This is a genomic window from Ruegeria sp. G10, from assembly GCF_056533645.1.
The window spans coordinates 32,732-49,295 of the sequence record NZ_JBQFOQ010000018.1; the positions used below are offsets into that span (position 1 = coordinate 32,732).

Consider the following 16,564-nt stretch of genomic DNA (forward strand, 5'->3'; position numbering starts at 1 on the left):
CCAGAAAAGATGTATCCATGAAACGCGTTTATCTGGATCACAATGCAACAACACCCCTGCGCCCCGAGGCGCGCGCGGCGATGGTCGCGGCGATGGATGCGGCGGGGAACCCCTCATCTGTGCATGCCGAGGGGCGGGCGGCCAAGGCGGTGATCGAAAAGGCCCGGTCGCAGATCGCCAGCGCGTTCGGCGCGGATGGTGCGGAGATCGTTTTCACCTCGGGCGCGACCGAGGCGGCAGCTTTGGCGATAGCCGCGCGGGACCTTCAGGGCGCGGCGATTGAACATGATGCTGTAAGAGCCTGGATAGACGAATCTTTACCGGTTTCGAAAACGGGCCAGGTGGTCGTGACAGACCCTGCGGGATCGGTTCTTCAGCTGGCGAATTCGGAAACAGGTATTGTTCAGAAGCTGCCTCAAGGTCTGGCTGTGACAGATGCAACGCAGGCTTTCGGCAAGGTGCCTGTTGCGTTCAATTGGATGGGTGCGCAGATGGCGTTGATTTCGGCGCATAAGCTGGGCGGCCCCAAGGGAATCGGAGCCTTGGTCATGAAGCGCGGCACGGATATCGCGGCGCAGATCAAGGGCGGCGGGCAAGAGATGGGCCGTCGGTCCGGGACAGAAAATGTCATTGGAATCGCGGGCTTCGGTGCCGCAGCTGAAGCAGCCGCGCAGGATCTTGCGAACGGTGTTTGGGCGCAGACCGCTGAATTTAGAAATATTCTAGAAAACGCTCTTGAGGCTGGAACGAAAGCTACTATTTTTGTCGGGAAAGGTCAGGAGCGACTCCCGAACACCACGTGTTTCGCGACCCCCGGTTGGAAGGGTGAAACGCAGGTGATGCAGATGGATTTGGCAGGCTTTGCGATCAGCGCGGGCTCGGCCTGTTCCAGCGGCAAGGTACGGGCAAGCGCCGTGCTGACTGCGATGGGGTTTGACGAACAAACGGCTGCCAGTGCGATCCGCGTATCGCTGGGGCCTGAGACGACCGAAGAAGACGTGCTGCGTTTCGCCGAGACGTGGCTGGATAAAGAGAAAAAGCATCGCGCGCGTGCTGCGTGATCAGACGGAGGGTGTCATATGGCCGCTTTGGACCAGACCCAGGTAAAAGAAGGTGTTGATCAGGAAACCGTGGACGCAGTTCGCGAGGTCAGCACCTACAAATACGGCTGGGAAACCGATATCGAGATGGAGTATGCGCCCAAAGGCGTGAACCCGGATATCGTTCGTCTGATCTCGGACAAGAATGAAGAGCCGGAGTGGATGACCGAATGGCGTCTGGCCGCGTTTGAACGATGGACCCAGATGGAAGAGCCCAAATGGGCGATGGTCAGCTACCCCGAGATTGATTTTCAGGATCAGTATTACTACGCGCGTCCGAAATCGATGGAGGAAAAGCCAAAGTCGCTGGATGAGGTCGATCCCAAGCTTCTGGCAACATACGAAAAGCTGGGTATCCCTCTGAAAGAACAGATAATTCTGGCAGGCGTCGAAGGGGCCGAGGATGCCCCGGCCGAAGGGCGCAAGGTTGCGGTAGACGCGGTGTTCGACTCGGTTTCGGTCGGGACGACATTTCAGGACGAGTTGAAGAAGGCCGGCGTGATCTTTTGCTCGATCTCTGAGGCGATCAAGGAACACCCTGAACTGGTCAAGAAGTATCTGGGCACGGTTGTACCGCCGTCGGACAACTTTTATGCGACTCTGAACTCTGCGGTATTCTCGGATGGCTCGTTCGTATATGTGCCGCCGGGTGTGCGCTGCCCGATGGAGCTGAGCACCTATTTCCGCATCAACGCCGAAAACACGGGGCAATTTGAACGCACCCTGATCATCGCCGACAAGGGTTCCTACGTCTCGTACCTAGAGGGTTGTACCGCGCCGCAACGCGATACAGCACAGCTGCACGCGGCGGTGGTCGAGATCATCATCGAAGAAGACGCCGAGGTGAAATACTCGACCGTTCAGAACTGGTTCCCCGGTGATGAGAACGGCAAGGGTGGGATCTATAACTTCGTGACCAAGCGCGCCGATTGTCGGGGCGATCGGTCCAAAGTAATGTGGACGCAGGTCGAAACGGGCTCAGCCGTGACATGGAAGTACCCCTCCTGCATCCTGCGTGGGGATGACAGTCAGGGCGAGTTCTACTCGATCGCGATTGCCAACAACTATCAGCAGGCCGATACCGGTACGAAGATGGTGCATCTGGGCAAGAACACCAAGTCGCGGATCGTGTCGAAGGGGATCAGCGCGGGCAAGGCGCAGAACACCTATCGCGGGCTTGTTTCGATGCATCCCAAGGCGAAGGACAGCCGCAACTATACCCAGTGCGACAGCCTGCTGATCGGCGACAAATGCGGGGCGCATACTGTTCCGTATATCGAGGTCAGGAACAACTCATCCCGCGTTGAGCACGAGGCGACAACTTCCAAGGTCGACGACGATCAGCTGTTCTATTGCCGCCAGCGCGGCATGGACGAGGAAGAGGCCGTGGCGCTGGTGGTCAACGGGTTCTGCAAGGATGTATTGCAGGCGCTGCCCATGGAGTTCGCCATGGAAGCGCAGCAGCTCGTGGCCATTTCGCTGGAAGGCTCGGTCGGTTGATGGCGCGCCCTAGCCAAATCAGCCAAGAGGCCAGGGTTTTTGAAACCAATGCCAAAGAAGGCGCACGCTCGGTAGCTTTCTATTGGTTGTCACGTCGGGTCGTGTTGCCGGTTGTGCTGGTTCTACTGGGGTTCATTGTGGCGGCATTCGTCAATAACGGACCGATGGCCGGGGGTCTGAGTCTTTTGGTCTTTGTGCCTCCGTTGATCGTGGTTTGGGGGCTCTGGTCGGGTCAGCTTCATAAGATATGGAATTATTGGAGAAGCTGATGGCGCGAAACCACCGAAATGGCATCTGCAAGGATGACGTGCTGATCTGGCTTGGCTATGCCCTGCCGGTTCTGGGTGGTCTGATGGGCGTGGCTTACGTCAATGTTACTCACATGGAATTCACCAACCCGGTTTGGGCGGTTGGAGCTGGGGCGATCTTGGGTTGGGTCGTCGCGCGGCTGCTCCGCAGGATACTGGGGTAGGAAATGACCGGGGGCAGCGTTGCCCCTTGCGATACGCAAAAGGACAAAGAAATGCTGGAAATCAAGAACCTGCACGTGAAACTTGAAGAAGAGGACAAGACGATCCTCAAAGGTGTCGATCTGACGGTCGAGGCGGGCAAAGTGCATGCGATCATGGGGCCGAATGGCTCGGGCAAGTCGACGCTCAGCTATGTGCTTTCAGGGCGCGATGGGTATGAGGTGACCGAGGGGGCAGCCACGCTCGATGGCGAAGACCTGCTTGAGATGGAGCCTGAAGAACGCGCCGCAGCGGGCGTCTTCCTGGCTTTCCAGTATCCGGTGGAAATTCCCGGTGTAGGCAACATGACCTTCCTGCGCACCGCGGTGAACGCGCAGCGCAAGGCACGCGGTCAGGAAGAGTTGTCGGCCACTGATTTCCTGAAAGAGGTGCGCGCCAAAGCGAAAGCGCTGAAGATCGATGCAGATATGCTGAAGCGTCCGGTCAATGTAGGGTTCTCGGGCGGCGAGAAAAAGCGCAACGAAATCCTGCAGATGGCAATGCTGGAACCCAAGATGTGTATCCTGGACGAGACGGATTCAGGTTTGGATGTCGACGCGATGAAGCTGGTTTCGGAAGGCGTGAACGCGCTGCGCGACGAAGGCCGCGGGTTTCTGGTGATTACCCACTATCAACGCCTTTTGGACCACATCAAGCCTGACGTGGTGCATATCATGGCAGATGGCCGCATCGTGAAATCCGGTGGCCCCGAGCTGGCGCTGGAAGTCGAAAACAACGGCTATGCCGATATTCTGGCCGAGGTGAACTGATGGCCTTACCCCAAGCAAAACAAACAGCCACCGAAGAGCGACTGGCCGCGTTGACCATGCCGGATGCGGGCTGCACCCGTGATGCGCGCGAGGCCGCACTGGCGCGTGTGCGCGAAATGGGCTTGCCGGGTCGCCGTGACGAGTACTGGAAATACACGCGCCCGGATACGCTGACCTCGGCCGAGGCGGTTCCGGCGGCGTTGTTCCATACCGATGAACCCATGGTGTTTCATGAGTTCGATCGTCTCAAGATCGTTTTTGTGGATGGCGTCTTTAGTCCGGAAGAGTCCGATGACCTGACACTCGAAGGTGTTTCGATTGATCGACTCGAGGATATCTGCTGCAAAGATATACATTGGGCCAAGAAGTTATACGGCGTTCTTGAAGCAAAGGGCCAGCATCCGGTTCAACGTCCGCTTGCGGCCTTGAACACTGCGTTTGCCTCGGATGGTGTGGCGATCCATGTCACGGGAAAGCCCTCAAAACCGATCAGCCTGATTTATCGCCACGCCTCTGAAACATCGGACGCGATCCTGCACCACATCGTACGGGTCGAGAGCGATGCCGAGGTGACAATCCTCGAGAACGGCCCGGCGGCGTCGCGCTTCAACAAGTGTATGGAGATCGATATCGCCGATGGCGGAACGCTGCACCACGTGCGTGCGCAGGGACGGGACCATCAGCGCCGGGCTGCGACCCACATGTTTACCCGAATGGGGCGCGAGTCGGTTTACAAATCGTTCACCCTGACTGTGAATGGTGTCTTGACCCGTAACGAGCAGGTTGTCGAACTGACCGGCGACGATGCGGTCGCGCATGTTGCTGGTGCCTGCGTTGGTGATGGCGATTTTCACCATGACGACACTGTTTTCATCACCCATGACGCGGTGAATTGCGAAAGCCGTCAGGTGTTCAAAAAGGTGCTGCGCAACGGGGCGACCGGGGTGTTTCAGGGCAAGATCCTGGTCAAGGAGGGTGCTCAGAAAACGGATGGGTACCAAATCAGCCAATCCTTGCTTCTGGACGATGACAGCCAGTTTCTGGCCAAGCCCGAGCTTGAGATCTATGCCGATGATGTGGCCTGTTCGCACGGGTCGACCTCGGGCGCGATTGATGAGACGGCGCTGTTCTATCTGCGGTCCCGGGGCGTCCCGGTTAAAGATGCGACCGACATGCTGACGCTGGCCTTCCTTGCTGAAGCGGTGGAAGAGATCGACGACGAAGCGCTGGCCAATGTGATCGTTTCTCGTCTCGAAAGCTGGCTGGCACGCCGCAGTTGATGCCGGTGACAACCGATATCGTAGCCACGTATCGCGGACCGGGGCGCGTTGTGCGCCGTCTGTTGGATATGGGGCCACGGGAAGACCGGGCCCTGGCATTTGTGATGGCTTTCTGCGTGATTGGTTTTATCGCGCAACTTCCCAGCCTTGCGCGCAAAGCGCATCTGGAAGGGTCGGAACTGAACATGCTGATGGGCGGCGCCTTGTTGGGCTCTGTGTTCATGCTGCCTTTGATCTTCTATGGGCTTGCGTGGCTCTCGTATCTTGCAGCGCGCGCCTTTGGTGGCAAAGGAAGCAGCTATGGCGCGCGCCTCGCATTGTTCTGGGCTCTTTTAGCCTCGGCTCCTTTGGTTTTGCTGAATGGTCTGGTCGCTGGTTTCATCGGGCCGGGTCCTGCTCAGTCGCTGATCGGGCTGTTATGGGTTGCGATTTTCCTCTGGTTCTGGTTCTCGGGATTGAGACAAACGCAAAAGGCGCCTGAATGAGCTCTGTCGCACTGATGAATCTGGTTGTTCTGACCCTGTCGAACCCCGCCGAAGCCGCGCGCCGCATGATCGCGATGCGGCTTGGCGGAGATGTCTTATGGCTGGCATTTTTTCTGGCGGTCATCCTGAATGCTCTGGTCCAGTCCGCGTCGGGTATCGTTCTGCCGATGGTCAGGCCGGATGTTCCGCAACTGACCGTGCCCGTATCGCAGACCCTATTTGTCTCTGCCGGAGCGATCCTGATCAGCGTCGTAGGTTTTCAGATCGTTGGCAGGATGATGGGCGGCACAGGATCGCTGTTTGAGGTCGCGACGTTGGTGATCTGGCTGCAGGTGCTGCAGATTGCGGGGCAGGTGGTTGTGCTGGTTGCGGCAACCATTGCACCTTTCCTGTTTCTACCGGCCAGTCTGGTGGTGCTGGGCCTTAGCCTTTACATAACACTGCATTTCCTGAACCAGGCGCACCGTTTCGACTCGTTGGGCAAGGCTTTTCTGGTGATGCTGATTTCGGGTGTTCTGGCCATCCCGTTTGTTCTTTGGTTGTCCCCCGGCGGGCCTGTATAGGGAATTCCCATCCATGTATGATGTGCAGAAAATCCGCGCTGACTTTCCGATCCTGTCCCGCGAAGTGAACGGCAAGCCATTGACTTATCTGGACAATGGCGCGTCTGCGCAAAAGCCTCAGGTCGTGATTGATGCGGTTACGCAGGCCTATGCGCACGAATACTCGAACGTCCACCGCGGCCTGCACTATCTGTCGAACCTCGCGACCGAGAAATACGAATCCGTCCGGGGTACTGTGGCCCGATTTCTGGGGGTCACGGACGAGGATGAGATCGTTCTGAACTCGGGCACGACCGAAGGTATCAATCTGGTGGCTTATGGCTGGGCCATGCCGCGACTTGAAGCCGGGGACGAAATCGTTCTGAGCGTGATGGAGCATCACGCCAATATCGTGCCCTGGCATTTCCTGCGTGAACGTCAGGGAGTGGTCCTGAAATGGGTCGATGTTGATGCGGCGGGTCATCTGGATCCACAGGCGGTGATTGATGCGATTGGTCCCAGAACCAAACTGGTCGCGGTCACGCATTGCTCGAACGTACTGGGCACGGTGGTCGATGTGAAATCGATCACCCAAGCTGCGCATGCCAAAGGCGTTCCGGTGCTGGTCGATGGTAGTCAAGGTGCCGTGCATATGCCGGTCAATGTCGAAGATATCGGCTGTGACTTCTATGCGATCACCGGGCACAAGCTATATGGCCCCTCTGGTTCGGGTGCGATCTATATCAAGTCCGAGCGCATGGCCGAGATGCGCCCGTTCATTGGTGGTGGCGACATGATCAAAGAGGTTTCAAAAGATCAGGTCATCTATAATGACCCACCCATGAAATTCGAAGCGGGCACACCCGGGATCGTGCAGACCATCGGTTTGGGCGTGGCGCTGGACTACATGATGGGCCTTGGAATGGACAGCATTGCGGCCCACGAAGCGGGCCTGCGGGATTATGCGATGCAACGTTTGACCGGTTTGAACTGGCTGCAGGTGCAGGGCACGACCGCCGACAAGGCCGCGATTTTCAGCTTCACGCTGGATGGGGCGGGGCACGCGCATGACGTCTCGACGATCTTGGACAAAAAAGGCGTTGCCGTGCGGGCGGGCCACCATTGTGCGGGGCCGCTGATGGATCACCTGGGTGTCACGGCAACGTGCCGCGCAAGCTTTGGCCTTTATAATACCACCGATGAAGTTGACACGCTGATTGACGCGCTTGAACTGGCGCATGATCTGTTTGCCTGATCGGGTCGTATTTGCAGTTGCACCCGGCCTTGAACGAGGGTAGCTAACAGCCAACGCACCTGTAGCTCAGCTGGATAGAGCGCTGCCCTCCGAAGGCAGAGGCCAGAGGTTCGAATCCTCTCAGGTGCACCATTTTGCAGAGAGGGTCTGCGAAGTCACCTAACACATTGAATGGCAATGATGTTTTCGGTGTTCGATAACCTGTTTTCCGGTGGTATCTGAGAGGCTCCGAAAGGGTCAGTTTTAGCACGGTTTTACGCAGTGAAAGATCGCCTAAATCCCATATTTTCCAAGGGTTTGATAGGAAATTCCACGCGAGTTCGAACGTCTGTTCGAAGCGTCCTTTCGGCGGTTCGATTTTTTCAATCTGTTCGCTCAGAATGAGCTTCTGGCGCTCCAAAGCTTCGATCTTTTTCTCATAAGCCGAGATGACCGGCACGCTCTTCGCTTCAACAATCCGCTCGATCAAAGCATCGCTTTGCTTTGTCACGTCAGCGAGTTCGCGCTTGATTGTTTCTTTATCTGCGATTGCGCCGTCGAGCCGAGCATTCCAGAGATCACGGAACATCTCATGCGCCACTTTGGCCAAGGACTTGCTTGGCTGGAGTGATTTCAACAACTCTTTATAGCCGTCTTCAATCTTCGCGCGCGGCACGGACTTGCGGTACGACTCGCAGCCTTTCGTGTCGCAGAGGTAATAGGCGTAGTGTTTACGAGACCCCTTTGACCAGCACGCCGTCATGGGCTTGTCGCAGTCATCGCAATTCACGAAACCCCTCATCGGGAAGTCTTCGGAGATGTCTTTCCGGAAGGGTGTCAGGTTTCGGCCAGTGCGCCGGTCTTGAACCTTTTGCCAGGTCTTTAGATCGATAAGTGCCTCATGTTGCCCCTTTCGCATGGTGATGCCCCAGTCGGTCTTCTCAATGTATCCTGCGTACAGCGGACGTGCGAGCAGTTCGCTGACACGTTGCATACGGATTTCGCCGTTCGGCAGGTCTTTTGGATAATCAGGCTGTGTTTCCAGAAACCGTTTGATCTCGGCCTGGGAAGTAAACCTGCCACCCGCATACCCTTCAAACGCTTCCTGTATGATTGACGCCACAGGCTCGTCACGCACCAGCAGATTACCATGCCCGCTTGTGCGCTTGTATTTGTAGCCTACAGGCGCTTTGAAGCACCAGTAACCGCCTGTCAGGCGCGCTGTCATGCGGTTGCGAACCTGTTCGCCGTTCTTTTCTCTCTGGTGTTGCGCGACTGATGCCAGAAGATTCTCTACAAGTATTGAATCAGAGTCTTCGCCGAATTCGATTGACGGGCTTTCAAGGCGTCCGCCCGCCAGATCAATCTCCGAGCGAAGCTTCAGATGCGCCTCCAGCCCGCGAGCCAAACGACTTAGGTCGTCAATAAGGACGATAGGTTCGAGGGCTCTGTTTTCGCGGAGCCACACCAGCATGGCGTCCATGCCGGGGCGATTCACATGAGCGCCAGTCATGTCATCAGAAAACACAGCAGCGACTTCATAACCCTTATGTCTGGCAAACTCGCGGCAGCGGGTTTCCTGAGACGTCAGACCACTCCCCTCGACCGTTTGCTTGATCGAAGAGACACGGCGGTAAATCACACAAAGTGCTGCTTCTAATCTCCTTTTACTCTTTGCCATTACAGGACTCTCTTTCTGCGCAGCCGCTTCAGTCGCGCGCTACGTCTTCAAATCTTTGCTTAAGGAACTGCTCCAATTCTAACATGGGCGGCTCGTTGCTGCACTCGGAACCCTCCGATTGTTCGAGTTGTCCACAGGGAAACTCGACCGGATGCAGTTCAAATCCCAGATCGACAAACACCATCAGGATATACCAGAGCTTTTTGAGCAGAGCTTCCTTGTCATCTTCGCTCAGATCAGGTGCATCAAGCATGGCCTGGTACTTGGCGACATCGACGCCGATACGCGAACGCTTGAAGGATTCCTTTAGTCTGTCATCAGGCATAGCCCACCTCCATTGGCCGCTCATTTTGTGCAGCGAACAAAAAAGCGGACCCCGCGCCAAAGGCACGGTCAGTCCGCTTTTCACCTAGTTTCATTATACACGTCATACGCGAACAATCCCAGAACATCATGTGCTGCACTGCAAGGCTGGGAGCGGGTTCTAGCGATATATCAACGGTATAGTACATAGCCGTGTAGTACATGGAACGGCTGTTCGTGATGGGTATCCGGGAGGAAACAGTCAGGCATCAACTTGCCACGCTTGCCGGAAAGCAGCTTCAGAGAGGTGTAACGCCCTCTGGATACTCTGGATAGGGATCGCCATCGTCAGAGAAAAACTGAGGGAATGCTCTTTCCATTAGTCTCTGTGCTAGATGAAAATGCCCTGCCTCATTGGCTAAATCGATTGCTGTTCTATCCCAATAATCTGTGATCGATAGATCAAGGTGATCTTGTTTCATTAATTCGTTGAATACTGATATATTCCCATCAGCAGCTGTAATGTGCATCGCCGTTAGCCCGGTATCCGGATCCTGCGTGTTTACTGAGTTCTTATCTTCACGAATTGCGCCACGCACTTCCTCTAGGTCTGCAAACTCTGCGCCCTTGATAATGTCATACTTCCTACCCATTAAATTCCTGTCTTCATCTATAAGTCTATATAAATAGGGCATATTTTTACACCTTTGTTCCAATTTTATCAAGATAATCTGCTAGAAATTGAAATCTCTCACTTTCCCTTTCAAGCCGAATTGCTTCATACGGTCCGATAAGTGAGCGCCGTCTTTTTCCAGCTCTCAGCGTTCGTTTTCCATCTTTGGGAATGTATATTTCCGAAGCATTGAAGACCTTCTCATCATGCCGCTGAAGAATGACGATCCGGAAGTTTCTGAATTTCAACCCGCGGGAGTGGATTACAACAAAGTCTGGTGCCGGGAGGCAGAATCCGCAATACAGATTGGTCATATTATCACCGTCTCTGCGGGCATTCTCGTGGCTTGCAATCGAAAATTCGTGCGAAACTAGGAAGGGCAATCCCTCAACTTCTCTCAGAATGAGGTATCGATCTGCTTGCTTCGGAAAAGTCGTGAAGCCGATTTTTGTCGTTCCATGATCAGTAAGTAGTGCGTAGGCATCATGGAGCTTTAGACGTGCCCTTAGCGTGGCATTATCCCACGTGCCGGGTTTGAAAACAGGAGGAATGTAAAAGTCGGAAAACGCCTCACCAATCCGTTCGATAAATTCTGTTTGATCGAGAGACTTTGCCAAATCCGGCTCTTCAGCTTTTAGGTAACTTTCCAAAAGTGCCAGCTTCTCATCACCCAGCCACCGCCCTTTCTTGATTACGTCCCGTATGTCCTCCCAATTCAGTGTGTCAACGGCATCCACATAGCTGTTCTTCGCTTCGGCGTGGCCTGCCAGTCGGGATACCAAAGTCTGATAACCGAATTCTCGTTTCGCAGAATGCCGCATCAGTATGTGGCGCAGAGTCTGATGATGGTGCGCAGAGTAACTTGATTGACCGTGTCGTCCGCGTCCGCGATTTTTCATGAGATTGCCAATTCCATCAGTATCGTATCTAGGTTCTTAGCGAGCGTTTGCTCCATGGTTCTCAAGCAAGGCACCACTTCTAGTGGCTTGCCGCATAGTAAGGGAAAATGGAGCATTGTCATGAATGTACTGATCGTTCCTGCAGACTGGCAGCTGCGTGACGAGAAATTCTACATCGAGAAAATTTGGCGGCCAGCAAGAGGTTTCAAAATTCCACGCGTGCCATGGCTCGATGCTCTAACGCTGATTTATAGCTACGATGGGCGCATCTTTCTGCAGAGTGGCCGACCGTTTCAGCTACCGGACATTGATGACGTGTTCAGCGATCCCGAGAACCGCTGGATGTCGCATTTCCTAGAGGCAGATGAATCGGGCAACCAGCCGAAGCGGTTTTGCCGTGTTCTGCCAAAGCTCCGCCTGATCGCGCTTTATTGCGAAATCAGGTCGGTTGTCGACAAAGACGCTGCTTGAGGCGCCCCTTTTGTTCCTGCGCGCATCCCGATGTCTGCGGTGTTCGGCCCTACTGAGAAGCCCTCTGATCATCACCTGGAGGACTCTTTATGCCACATCCCAAAAACCATCCCAAAGTGGACAAGAAAAGCAAGAATTCTTCCACTGAGCTTTCGCGCAAGCCCGTCGTCCTTGAACGCCTGGAGCCGCAGCGCATCCCGCAGCCGCGCCGACCATGGGACCGAAACAAGCTGATCATGGTTATCGGCGCTGGCGTTTGTGCTGCACAACTCTTCCTGCCCGCGCCGTTAAAACCATTCCATCTGGCTGGTGAAGCCGCCGCACAGTTCCACGGGGCCTTGTTCGATGAGGTGAACCGCAAGGAACTGGAACTGGCGCAGCAGCGGGCCATTGCTGAGAAAAAAGCTGATCTGCAATCTCAATATGCCACCTGGAAAGGAATGTGCTCGCTGACAGGAACGTTTGATCCACGCCTCGGTATGCAATGCCATATCGCCGCTGATAACTACTTCCAGGACGCGCTCCGCCAGATCGAGCGCAGCGAGCTGGAACACCGCGTGCACTGACCATGCAGCTTCCGCGAGGCACCGGCAATGACGACGAGGCCCCCCGTGCAACCGCGCGGTGGGCCTTTCCACATGAGATTGCAGAATATGCCTTTAGGTCAGGCGATCTTTGGCTAGGGGAGCAGCCCTGGCCAAGCGAAGAAGCCAATATTCTAGTTGAACGGCTACGCCTCAAACAGGCTGAGATTTCACTCGATACCGCGCGTGACGGAAGTGTCCGGCGCGCGGAGATCGATACACTTGAAGAGGAGATTGAAGAGCTCGTCGGAACGTCCGCTATTGAAATCGGAATTCGCGATGACCGCCATCATCTGGTTCTGGCGGGCAGCCGTGCAGGAAAGACCCGAACGCTCCTCACGCCCAATCTAAAGCGTTATCCCGGCAGTATAATTGTCACGGACCCCAAGGGTGAACTGGCCGCCACAACAGCGCACATTCGCAGTGCCTTGCCTGAAGACGGCGGGCCAGGCCAGCGCGTGATCGTCCTTGACCCATACAACACTTCCCGGCTGCCCGCAGAGTTACATGGAACGTGGAATCCACTTGATCTTGTCTCTAAAGACAACGACCTGGCCATCGATGTCGCTGCCTCCATCGCCGACGCGCTGATCGTCCGCACAAATCCTGAGAACGAACATTTTGACGATTCCGCCCGGACCTTCCTCAAAGGCCTGATCCTGTTCGTGGCTGATACCCACGATGGCCGCGCGACACGGAACCTCATCCAGGTCTATGAATACCTGATGCGCGGCGCATGCCTTGAGCTGGCTCGCGATCATAGCGGCGCCGAAGAGAAACCAACTGCCTTTTCCCATCTTCTCGCTTTGATGCAAGGCTCCGAGACATTCGACGGGGTGATGGCAGCCGCCGCCGAGACCATTCTTTCCATGGGGGACCGTGAACGCGGCTCCGTTTTATCAACCGCAAGGCGCAGCCTCGAATTCCTTGAGCGGCGTCCGATGCGGCGTCTGTTTGCTGCCTCCAGCTTTGCAATCGATGATCTGAAGACCGACCCACAGGGCGTGACGCTCTATCTCTGTCTGCCGCCGCAGCGCATGCCGGATTGCGGACGCTTCCTGCGACTAGCCATCGCCATGATGCTGGAGCGCATCTATGAGATTGAAGGACAACCGGCGACAGGCCATCCAATTTTGGCAATGCTGGAAGAGTTCCCTGTGCTTGGTCACATGAAATTGCTGGAGCAGGCTGCAGGGTATGCGGCGGGCTTCGGCCTGAAGCTCATGATTGTCTGCCAGGATCTGACGCAGCTATCCGGCAATTATCCGAGAACCTGGGAGAGTTTCGTCGGCAATGCCGGGTGCATTCAGGCCTTTGCCAATGCCGACCAGACCTCGCTGGAATATCTCTCAAAGCGTCTGGGCGAATGCGAGGTTCTTCAGACGCAAAGGAGCCTCTCTTCTGCAACAGCTCTTTCATCGAGCGACCCCGGCGCGCACGCTCAGATACAGGCCTTGATGGCGCAACGCGGAGACGCCAGCTTGTTTGCTAATCCTCTCTCCCTGCTGGCTGATCCAGCAACGGTCGGGGAGAGCACGACAACAACCGAGAACTGGAACACGCAACGCAACCGCACACCGTTACTCCTGCCGGATGAAATCCAGCGTCTCTTCGCGCGGGAGCAGGACAGTCAAATCGTGCTGATCAACGGGCAAATGCCGATGTGGTTGAACCGGTAATTTGGACAAACAAAACCGACCTGTCTTACGACAGGTCAGTTTCAGGTCTGCAATCACCTCTTGGTTGGTCTTCCGACCGCATTCAGACGGTAGATCAGCAATAGAGCGACGGCAGCAACGGCAAGCAGATCAGCAGCGATAGCGACGCTCCATGCTAGCGGAACGGCTTCCGAGTAGTGGAGCACAGCAACGGGCCTGGAAATCGGCTGAAAGTCCGGCAGGTCTACACGGCCAACCGCGAGGTCTGTCTCCAGAAGTCTATCCAGACGTGATGATGCTGCGCGCTTCTGCGACCAGTTCTGCAAAATCCTCGTTCGCGCCCTCATTGGCAGCACTACGCGCATGGTCGATGATCGCTCGAATGTTTTCCAGTTCCTGATGTAAATCGGAACTAGTTACGTTTGCTTGTATTGTCGCGCGACCGAGGGCGGCGATGGCCTGTTCTATCTCCCGCGCCAGCGTTCCGAAGCCTGGTTGCCTTGATTGTCCCTCACCGGCAACTTCCTGCGCGAGGAGCGTATTAAGCATGTCCTGTTCACGGCCAAACCCGTTGATGACAGCTTCGTGGTGCGCAGTTCGCGCAGAGATTGTATCGGTAGCGATCTCCAGTTTGCTGACCGTGAGCATCTGATGGTGCTGCACTGCCTCATTGCCGCCGATGGCACTGGCGAGGAAGGGAATGGACGTCGCACCATGTGCTGCCGTCAGCGCCAACGCGAAGCCGATAGCCATCCATGTGTGCCGAGGATTGGCAGGATCGATCCGAGCGACCATGCCGAGTGTGATGTGCCACAGACCTCCCATAATGACCGTTAGCACGGTCGCGAAAACGATTGGCACGAGCCAACTCGTAAATCCGCCTTCAGCAGCAAAAATGCTGCGCAGCCCGACCGCAACTGTGACACCAAGACCAGCGGCCATGATCATAACCAAATTTTGCAGGACACGGAGAACACTTTGCTCTTCCTTGTCCTCATACTTCTTTCTCTTTGTCATAGAAGTTCTCCTGACGATGAATTCGCCGGATAAGTTCTATTGTTCGGCATGTTCCGGAACGGGCTTGAGCCCGGCGCGTTGCAGGGCGAACGCAGGAATCGCGACTAAGATCTGAAAACTAATTCAAGCAGGCTTGCGCTGTTCGTGTTTGCATTGCTCTGTCTAGGTATCGCGCCTGACTCCTGCGTGGCGGTTTTCTCATATCGCCCGATCCTGAGCGAACGCGCAGCCTGCACAAGCCCCGGCCCGCACCACTCCCGCTGCGCGGGACCGTGTTGGGGCTGTGCGCAGTCTGCTTTTCTTCCGCTCATCTGTCTCGGTCGAAGAAAACCTCAACACACAGGAGACTGACATGACAGACCTATCATTATTCCCATACGAGACACCAAACGCCGTGCTCAACTTCACTGAAGTGCATTTGCTGCAGTGGCACGATGTCAGCGTCCGGATCGTCTGGAACCCGTTCCACTATGCCGACCGAAACAGCACCTTAAGCATTGGCCACCTTCTGGTGACCAGCGAGGACAGCCAGCCTTTGCCGATCACAGAGACCGGCTACTGCTCACGCTTCCTCGCACGGGATCATGTTGCCAGGTTTGACGGTGCGGTCGAGTTTGTCACCGCTTGGCTCGACGATGCAGCCGCCGAGTCCGAGTGGCAGGATTATCTCACAGCCCGCCGCCAGCTGAACTTGTTGTAAACCACTTGCTGGAAATCGCTTTTTTCGTGCAGTTTAGAATATTGTTAGGTTTTTTGTCGCGCCACCAATTTACTAGAAATTGTATCTAGCAGGGTAAGATGTGTAGATGTGACACACAATGTAGTATCGTTTGCTGGCGGATAGCTATGAAATCAATTAAGAACAACATAATTCTCGTTGGGTCAGGTACCGCCTTTCTGGGCTCCATTGCTTGGGGTTACAAGGAAGGCGGTTACGAGCCATGGATTGTCATGGTTCTGAGCGTTGTGGGCATCGCTAGCAACTGGGACTTGCTTCAGTTGCCCGGAAAGAAAAAGCGGCACCTTAGTCCCGAACGAAGGATAGAGCTACGGGATAAGTGGCGACCAATTTTTGAGGACTACTTCCTTGAATCTGCGCGCGAAGGTTATCGCGGCGATGCGATTGTGCATGATGTTGATCGGATCGACTCATACCCAAACGGACCGGAAGACAAAGGAATATCTGCATGGTTTAGAGTTGGGCTAATGGGGACCTATAATGACGGAATTCTTCTGGGCCTACGTTGGACGTACGTCCACCGGAAGGGCGACCAATGGATCGAAGATCAAATGGAAGAGCCCGACGAATGCCTCAAGGTAACGCTCCTTGGGGAAGTACCTTTTGAAGCAATTGAGTCTGTGAATTTTGAGGGCGATAAATACTACAACAAACGTAAGCGGTGTCCTCCCCCCACCTTCCTGAAGTCTGCCTGATCTGCGATTCCGCTGCGGAGTGTAGATTTTGGCTGGAGGTATTTATGGGAGTCCATCGGGAGCTACGATTGGAGTCCGTTGCGGGCCATGAGGTTTTGATCGGTCGAGATGGCAAGCGGCGCTGGCCGGAAGAGCTCAAGGGGCAGCTTGTTGCGGAAACGCTGGTTCCAGGGGTGACCGTAAACGAGGTCGCCCGACGCGCTGGCATGCGTCCAAACCATTTGTCTGAATGGCGTCGCCTGGCCCGAGAAGGTAAATTGGTGGTGCCGGATTTGGCTGGAGCGGAATTTGCGCCGGTCGTGATTGAGCCCGAGGCTCCGGCGGCACCATCAGAACCCGGTGACAGGATTGAGATTGCCCATGGGGATGTTACCGTTCGGCTGGATGCTGGGACATCGCCTGAGCGGATCGCCAGTATTGCCCG

General features: G+C 55.5%; 18 protein-coding genes, 1 tRNA gene and 1 pseudogene. 15 read left to right on the forward strand and 5 right to left on the reverse strand.

Going from position 1 to position 16,564, the window contains the following annotated elements:
* Positions 1–17: 17 nt before the first annotated feature.
* From ACR0KM_RS20090 to ACR0KM_RS20130, 9 genes are all read left to right on the forward strand, one after another.
* The gene (locus ACR0KM_RS20090) at positions 18–1,061 is read left to right on the forward strand and encodes a cysteine desulfurase family protein (protein ID WP_480861495.1); all 1,044 of its coding nucleotides are present in this window, start codon (positions 18–20) and stop codon (positions 1,059–1,061) included.
* An 18-nt stretch (positions 1,062–1,079) separates the two neighbouring features.
* Positions 1,080–2,600 (forward strand): Fe-S cluster assembly protein SufB, encoded by a 1,521-nt coding sequence (gene sufB / locus ACR0KM_RS20095; RefSeq protein WP_480861494.1) that lies wholly within the window; start codon positions 1,080–1,082, stop codon positions 2,598–2,600.
* A gap of 268 nt (positions 2,601–2,868) precedes the next feature.
* Positions 2,869–3,072, forward strand: coding sequence for a hypothetical protein (locus tag ACR0KM_RS20100; RefSeq protein WP_480861493.1), 204 nt, complete (start codon positions 2,869–2,871; stop codon positions 3,070–3,072).
* 51 nt (positions 3,073–3,123) lie between these two features.
* Positions 3,124–3,879: a Fe-S cluster assembly ATPase SufC gene (gene sufC / locus ACR0KM_RS20105; protein WP_480822333.1), complete on the forward strand. Its 756-nt coding sequence runs from the start codon at positions 3,124–3,126 to the stop codon at positions 3,877–3,879.
* Entirely contained in the window at positions 3,879–5,159 is a 1,281-nt protein-coding gene (gene sufD / locus ACR0KM_RS20110) for a Fe-S cluster assembly protein SufD (RefSeq protein WP_480861492.1), read from the forward strand. The genes sufC and sufD overlap by 1 nt, the downstream gene beginning before the upstream one ends.
* Entirely contained in the window at positions 5,159–5,644 is a 486-nt protein-coding gene (locus ACR0KM_RS20115) for a YIP1 family protein (RefSeq protein ID WP_480822329.1), read from the forward strand. The genes sufD and ACR0KM_RS20115 overlap by 1 nt, the downstream gene beginning before the upstream one ends.
* A complete protein-coding gene (locus ACR0KM_RS20120; protein WP_480822327.1) occupies positions 5,641–6,207 on the forward strand; it encodes a Yip1 family protein in 567 nt (188 codons plus the stop codon). Before ACR0KM_RS20115 ends, ACR0KM_RS20120 begins: the two co-directional genes overlap by 4 nt.
* A gap of 13 nt (positions 6,208–6,220) precedes the next feature.
* Positions 6,221–7,441 carry a cysteine desulfurase gene (locus ACR0KM_RS20125; RefSeq protein ID WP_480822325.1) on the forward strand — a complete coding sequence of 407 codons (1,221 nt, stop codon included), beginning with the start codon at positions 6,221–6,223 and terminating at the stop codon, positions 7,439–7,441.
* A gap of 55 nt (positions 7,442–7,496) precedes the next feature.
* A tRNA-Arg gene (locus tag ACR0KM_RS20130) sits at positions 7,497–7,573 on the forward strand.
* 703 nt (positions 7,574–8,276) lie between these two features.
* Here ACR0KM_RS20130 and ACR0KM_RS20135 read toward each other — a convergent pair.
* The 4 genes and pseudogenes from ACR0KM_RS20135 to ACR0KM_RS20150 all read right to left on the reverse strand — a co-directional run.
* Positions 8,277–9,101, reverse strand: a pseudogene (locus ACR0KM_RS20135) (recombinase family protein); the annotation flags it as partial.
* A 28-nt stretch (positions 9,102–9,129) separates the two neighbouring features.
* The gene (locus tag ACR0KM_RS20140) at positions 9,130–9,426 is read right to left on the reverse strand and encodes a hypothetical protein (protein ID WP_480861491.1); all 297 of its coding nucleotides are present in this window, start codon (positions 9,424–9,426) and stop codon (positions 9,130–9,132) included.
* Positions 9,427–9,703: 277 nt separating this feature from the next.
* Complete coding sequence (locus ACR0KM_RS20145; RefSeq protein ID WP_480861490.1) at positions 9,704–10,099, reverse strand: hypothetical protein; 396 nt, start codon at positions 10,097–10,099, stop codon at positions 9,704–9,706.
* A gap of 4 nt (positions 10,100–10,103) precedes the next feature.
* Positions 10,104–10,976, reverse strand: a complete 873-nt coding sequence (locus tag ACR0KM_RS20150) for a hypothetical protein (RefSeq protein ID WP_480861489.1) — start codon at positions 10,974–10,976, stop codon at positions 10,104–10,106.
* A 120-nt stretch (positions 10,977–11,096) separates the two neighbouring features.
* Here ACR0KM_RS20150 and ACR0KM_RS20155 point away from each other — a divergent pair, with 120 nt between their 5' ends.
* The 3 genes from ACR0KM_RS20155 (at position 11,097) to ACR0KM_RS20165 (ending at position 13,710) form a co-directional block, all read left to right on the forward strand.
* A complete protein-coding gene (locus tag ACR0KM_RS20155) occupies positions 11,097–11,447 on the forward strand; it encodes a hypothetical protein (RefSeq protein ID WP_480861488.1) in 351 nt (116 codons plus the stop codon).
* Positions 11,448–11,536: 89 nt separating this feature from the next.
* The gene (locus ACR0KM_RS20160) at positions 11,537–12,013 is read left to right on the forward strand and encodes a hypothetical protein (RefSeq protein ID WP_480861487.1); all 477 of its coding nucleotides are present in this window, start codon (positions 11,537–11,539) and stop codon (positions 12,011–12,013) included.
* Between the two features lie 2 nt (positions 12,014–12,015).
* Positions 12,016–13,710 carry a type IV secretory system conjugative DNA transfer family protein gene (locus ACR0KM_RS20165; protein ID WP_480861486.1) on the forward strand — a complete coding sequence of 565 codons (1,695 nt, stop codon included), beginning with the start codon at positions 12,016–12,018 and terminating at the stop codon, positions 13,708–13,710.
* A 258-nt stretch (positions 13,711–13,968) separates the two neighbouring features.
* Here ACR0KM_RS20165 and ACR0KM_RS20170 read toward each other — a convergent pair whose 3' ends face one another.
* On the reverse strand, positions 13,969–14,706 hold the full coding sequence (locus tag ACR0KM_RS20170; protein WP_480861485.1) for a hypothetical protein: 738 nt from the start codon (positions 14,704–14,706) through the stop codon (positions 13,969–13,971).
* A gap of 352 nt (positions 14,707–15,058) precedes the next feature.
* On the opposite strand from ACR0KM_RS20170, the gene ACR0KM_RS20175 reads away from it, so the two are divergent.
* The 3 genes from ACR0KM_RS20175 to tnpA form a co-directional block, all read left to right on the forward strand.
* Complete coding sequence (locus ACR0KM_RS20175; RefSeq protein WP_480861484.1) at positions 15,059–15,406, forward strand: hypothetical protein; 348 nt, start codon at positions 15,059–15,061, stop codon at positions 15,404–15,406.
* A gap of 146 nt (positions 15,407–15,552) precedes the next feature.
* Complete coding sequence (locus ACR0KM_RS20180; protein WP_480861483.1) at positions 15,553–16,140, forward strand: hypothetical protein; 588 nt, start codon at positions 15,553–15,555, stop codon at positions 16,138–16,140.
* 44 nt (positions 16,141–16,184) lie between these two features.
* Positions 16,185–16,564, forward strand: a 380-nt coding sequence (tnpA, locus tag ACR0KM_RS20185; RefSeq protein ID WP_480865555.1) for an IS66-like element accessory protein TnpA, incomplete at its 3' end; no start/stop codon positions are given.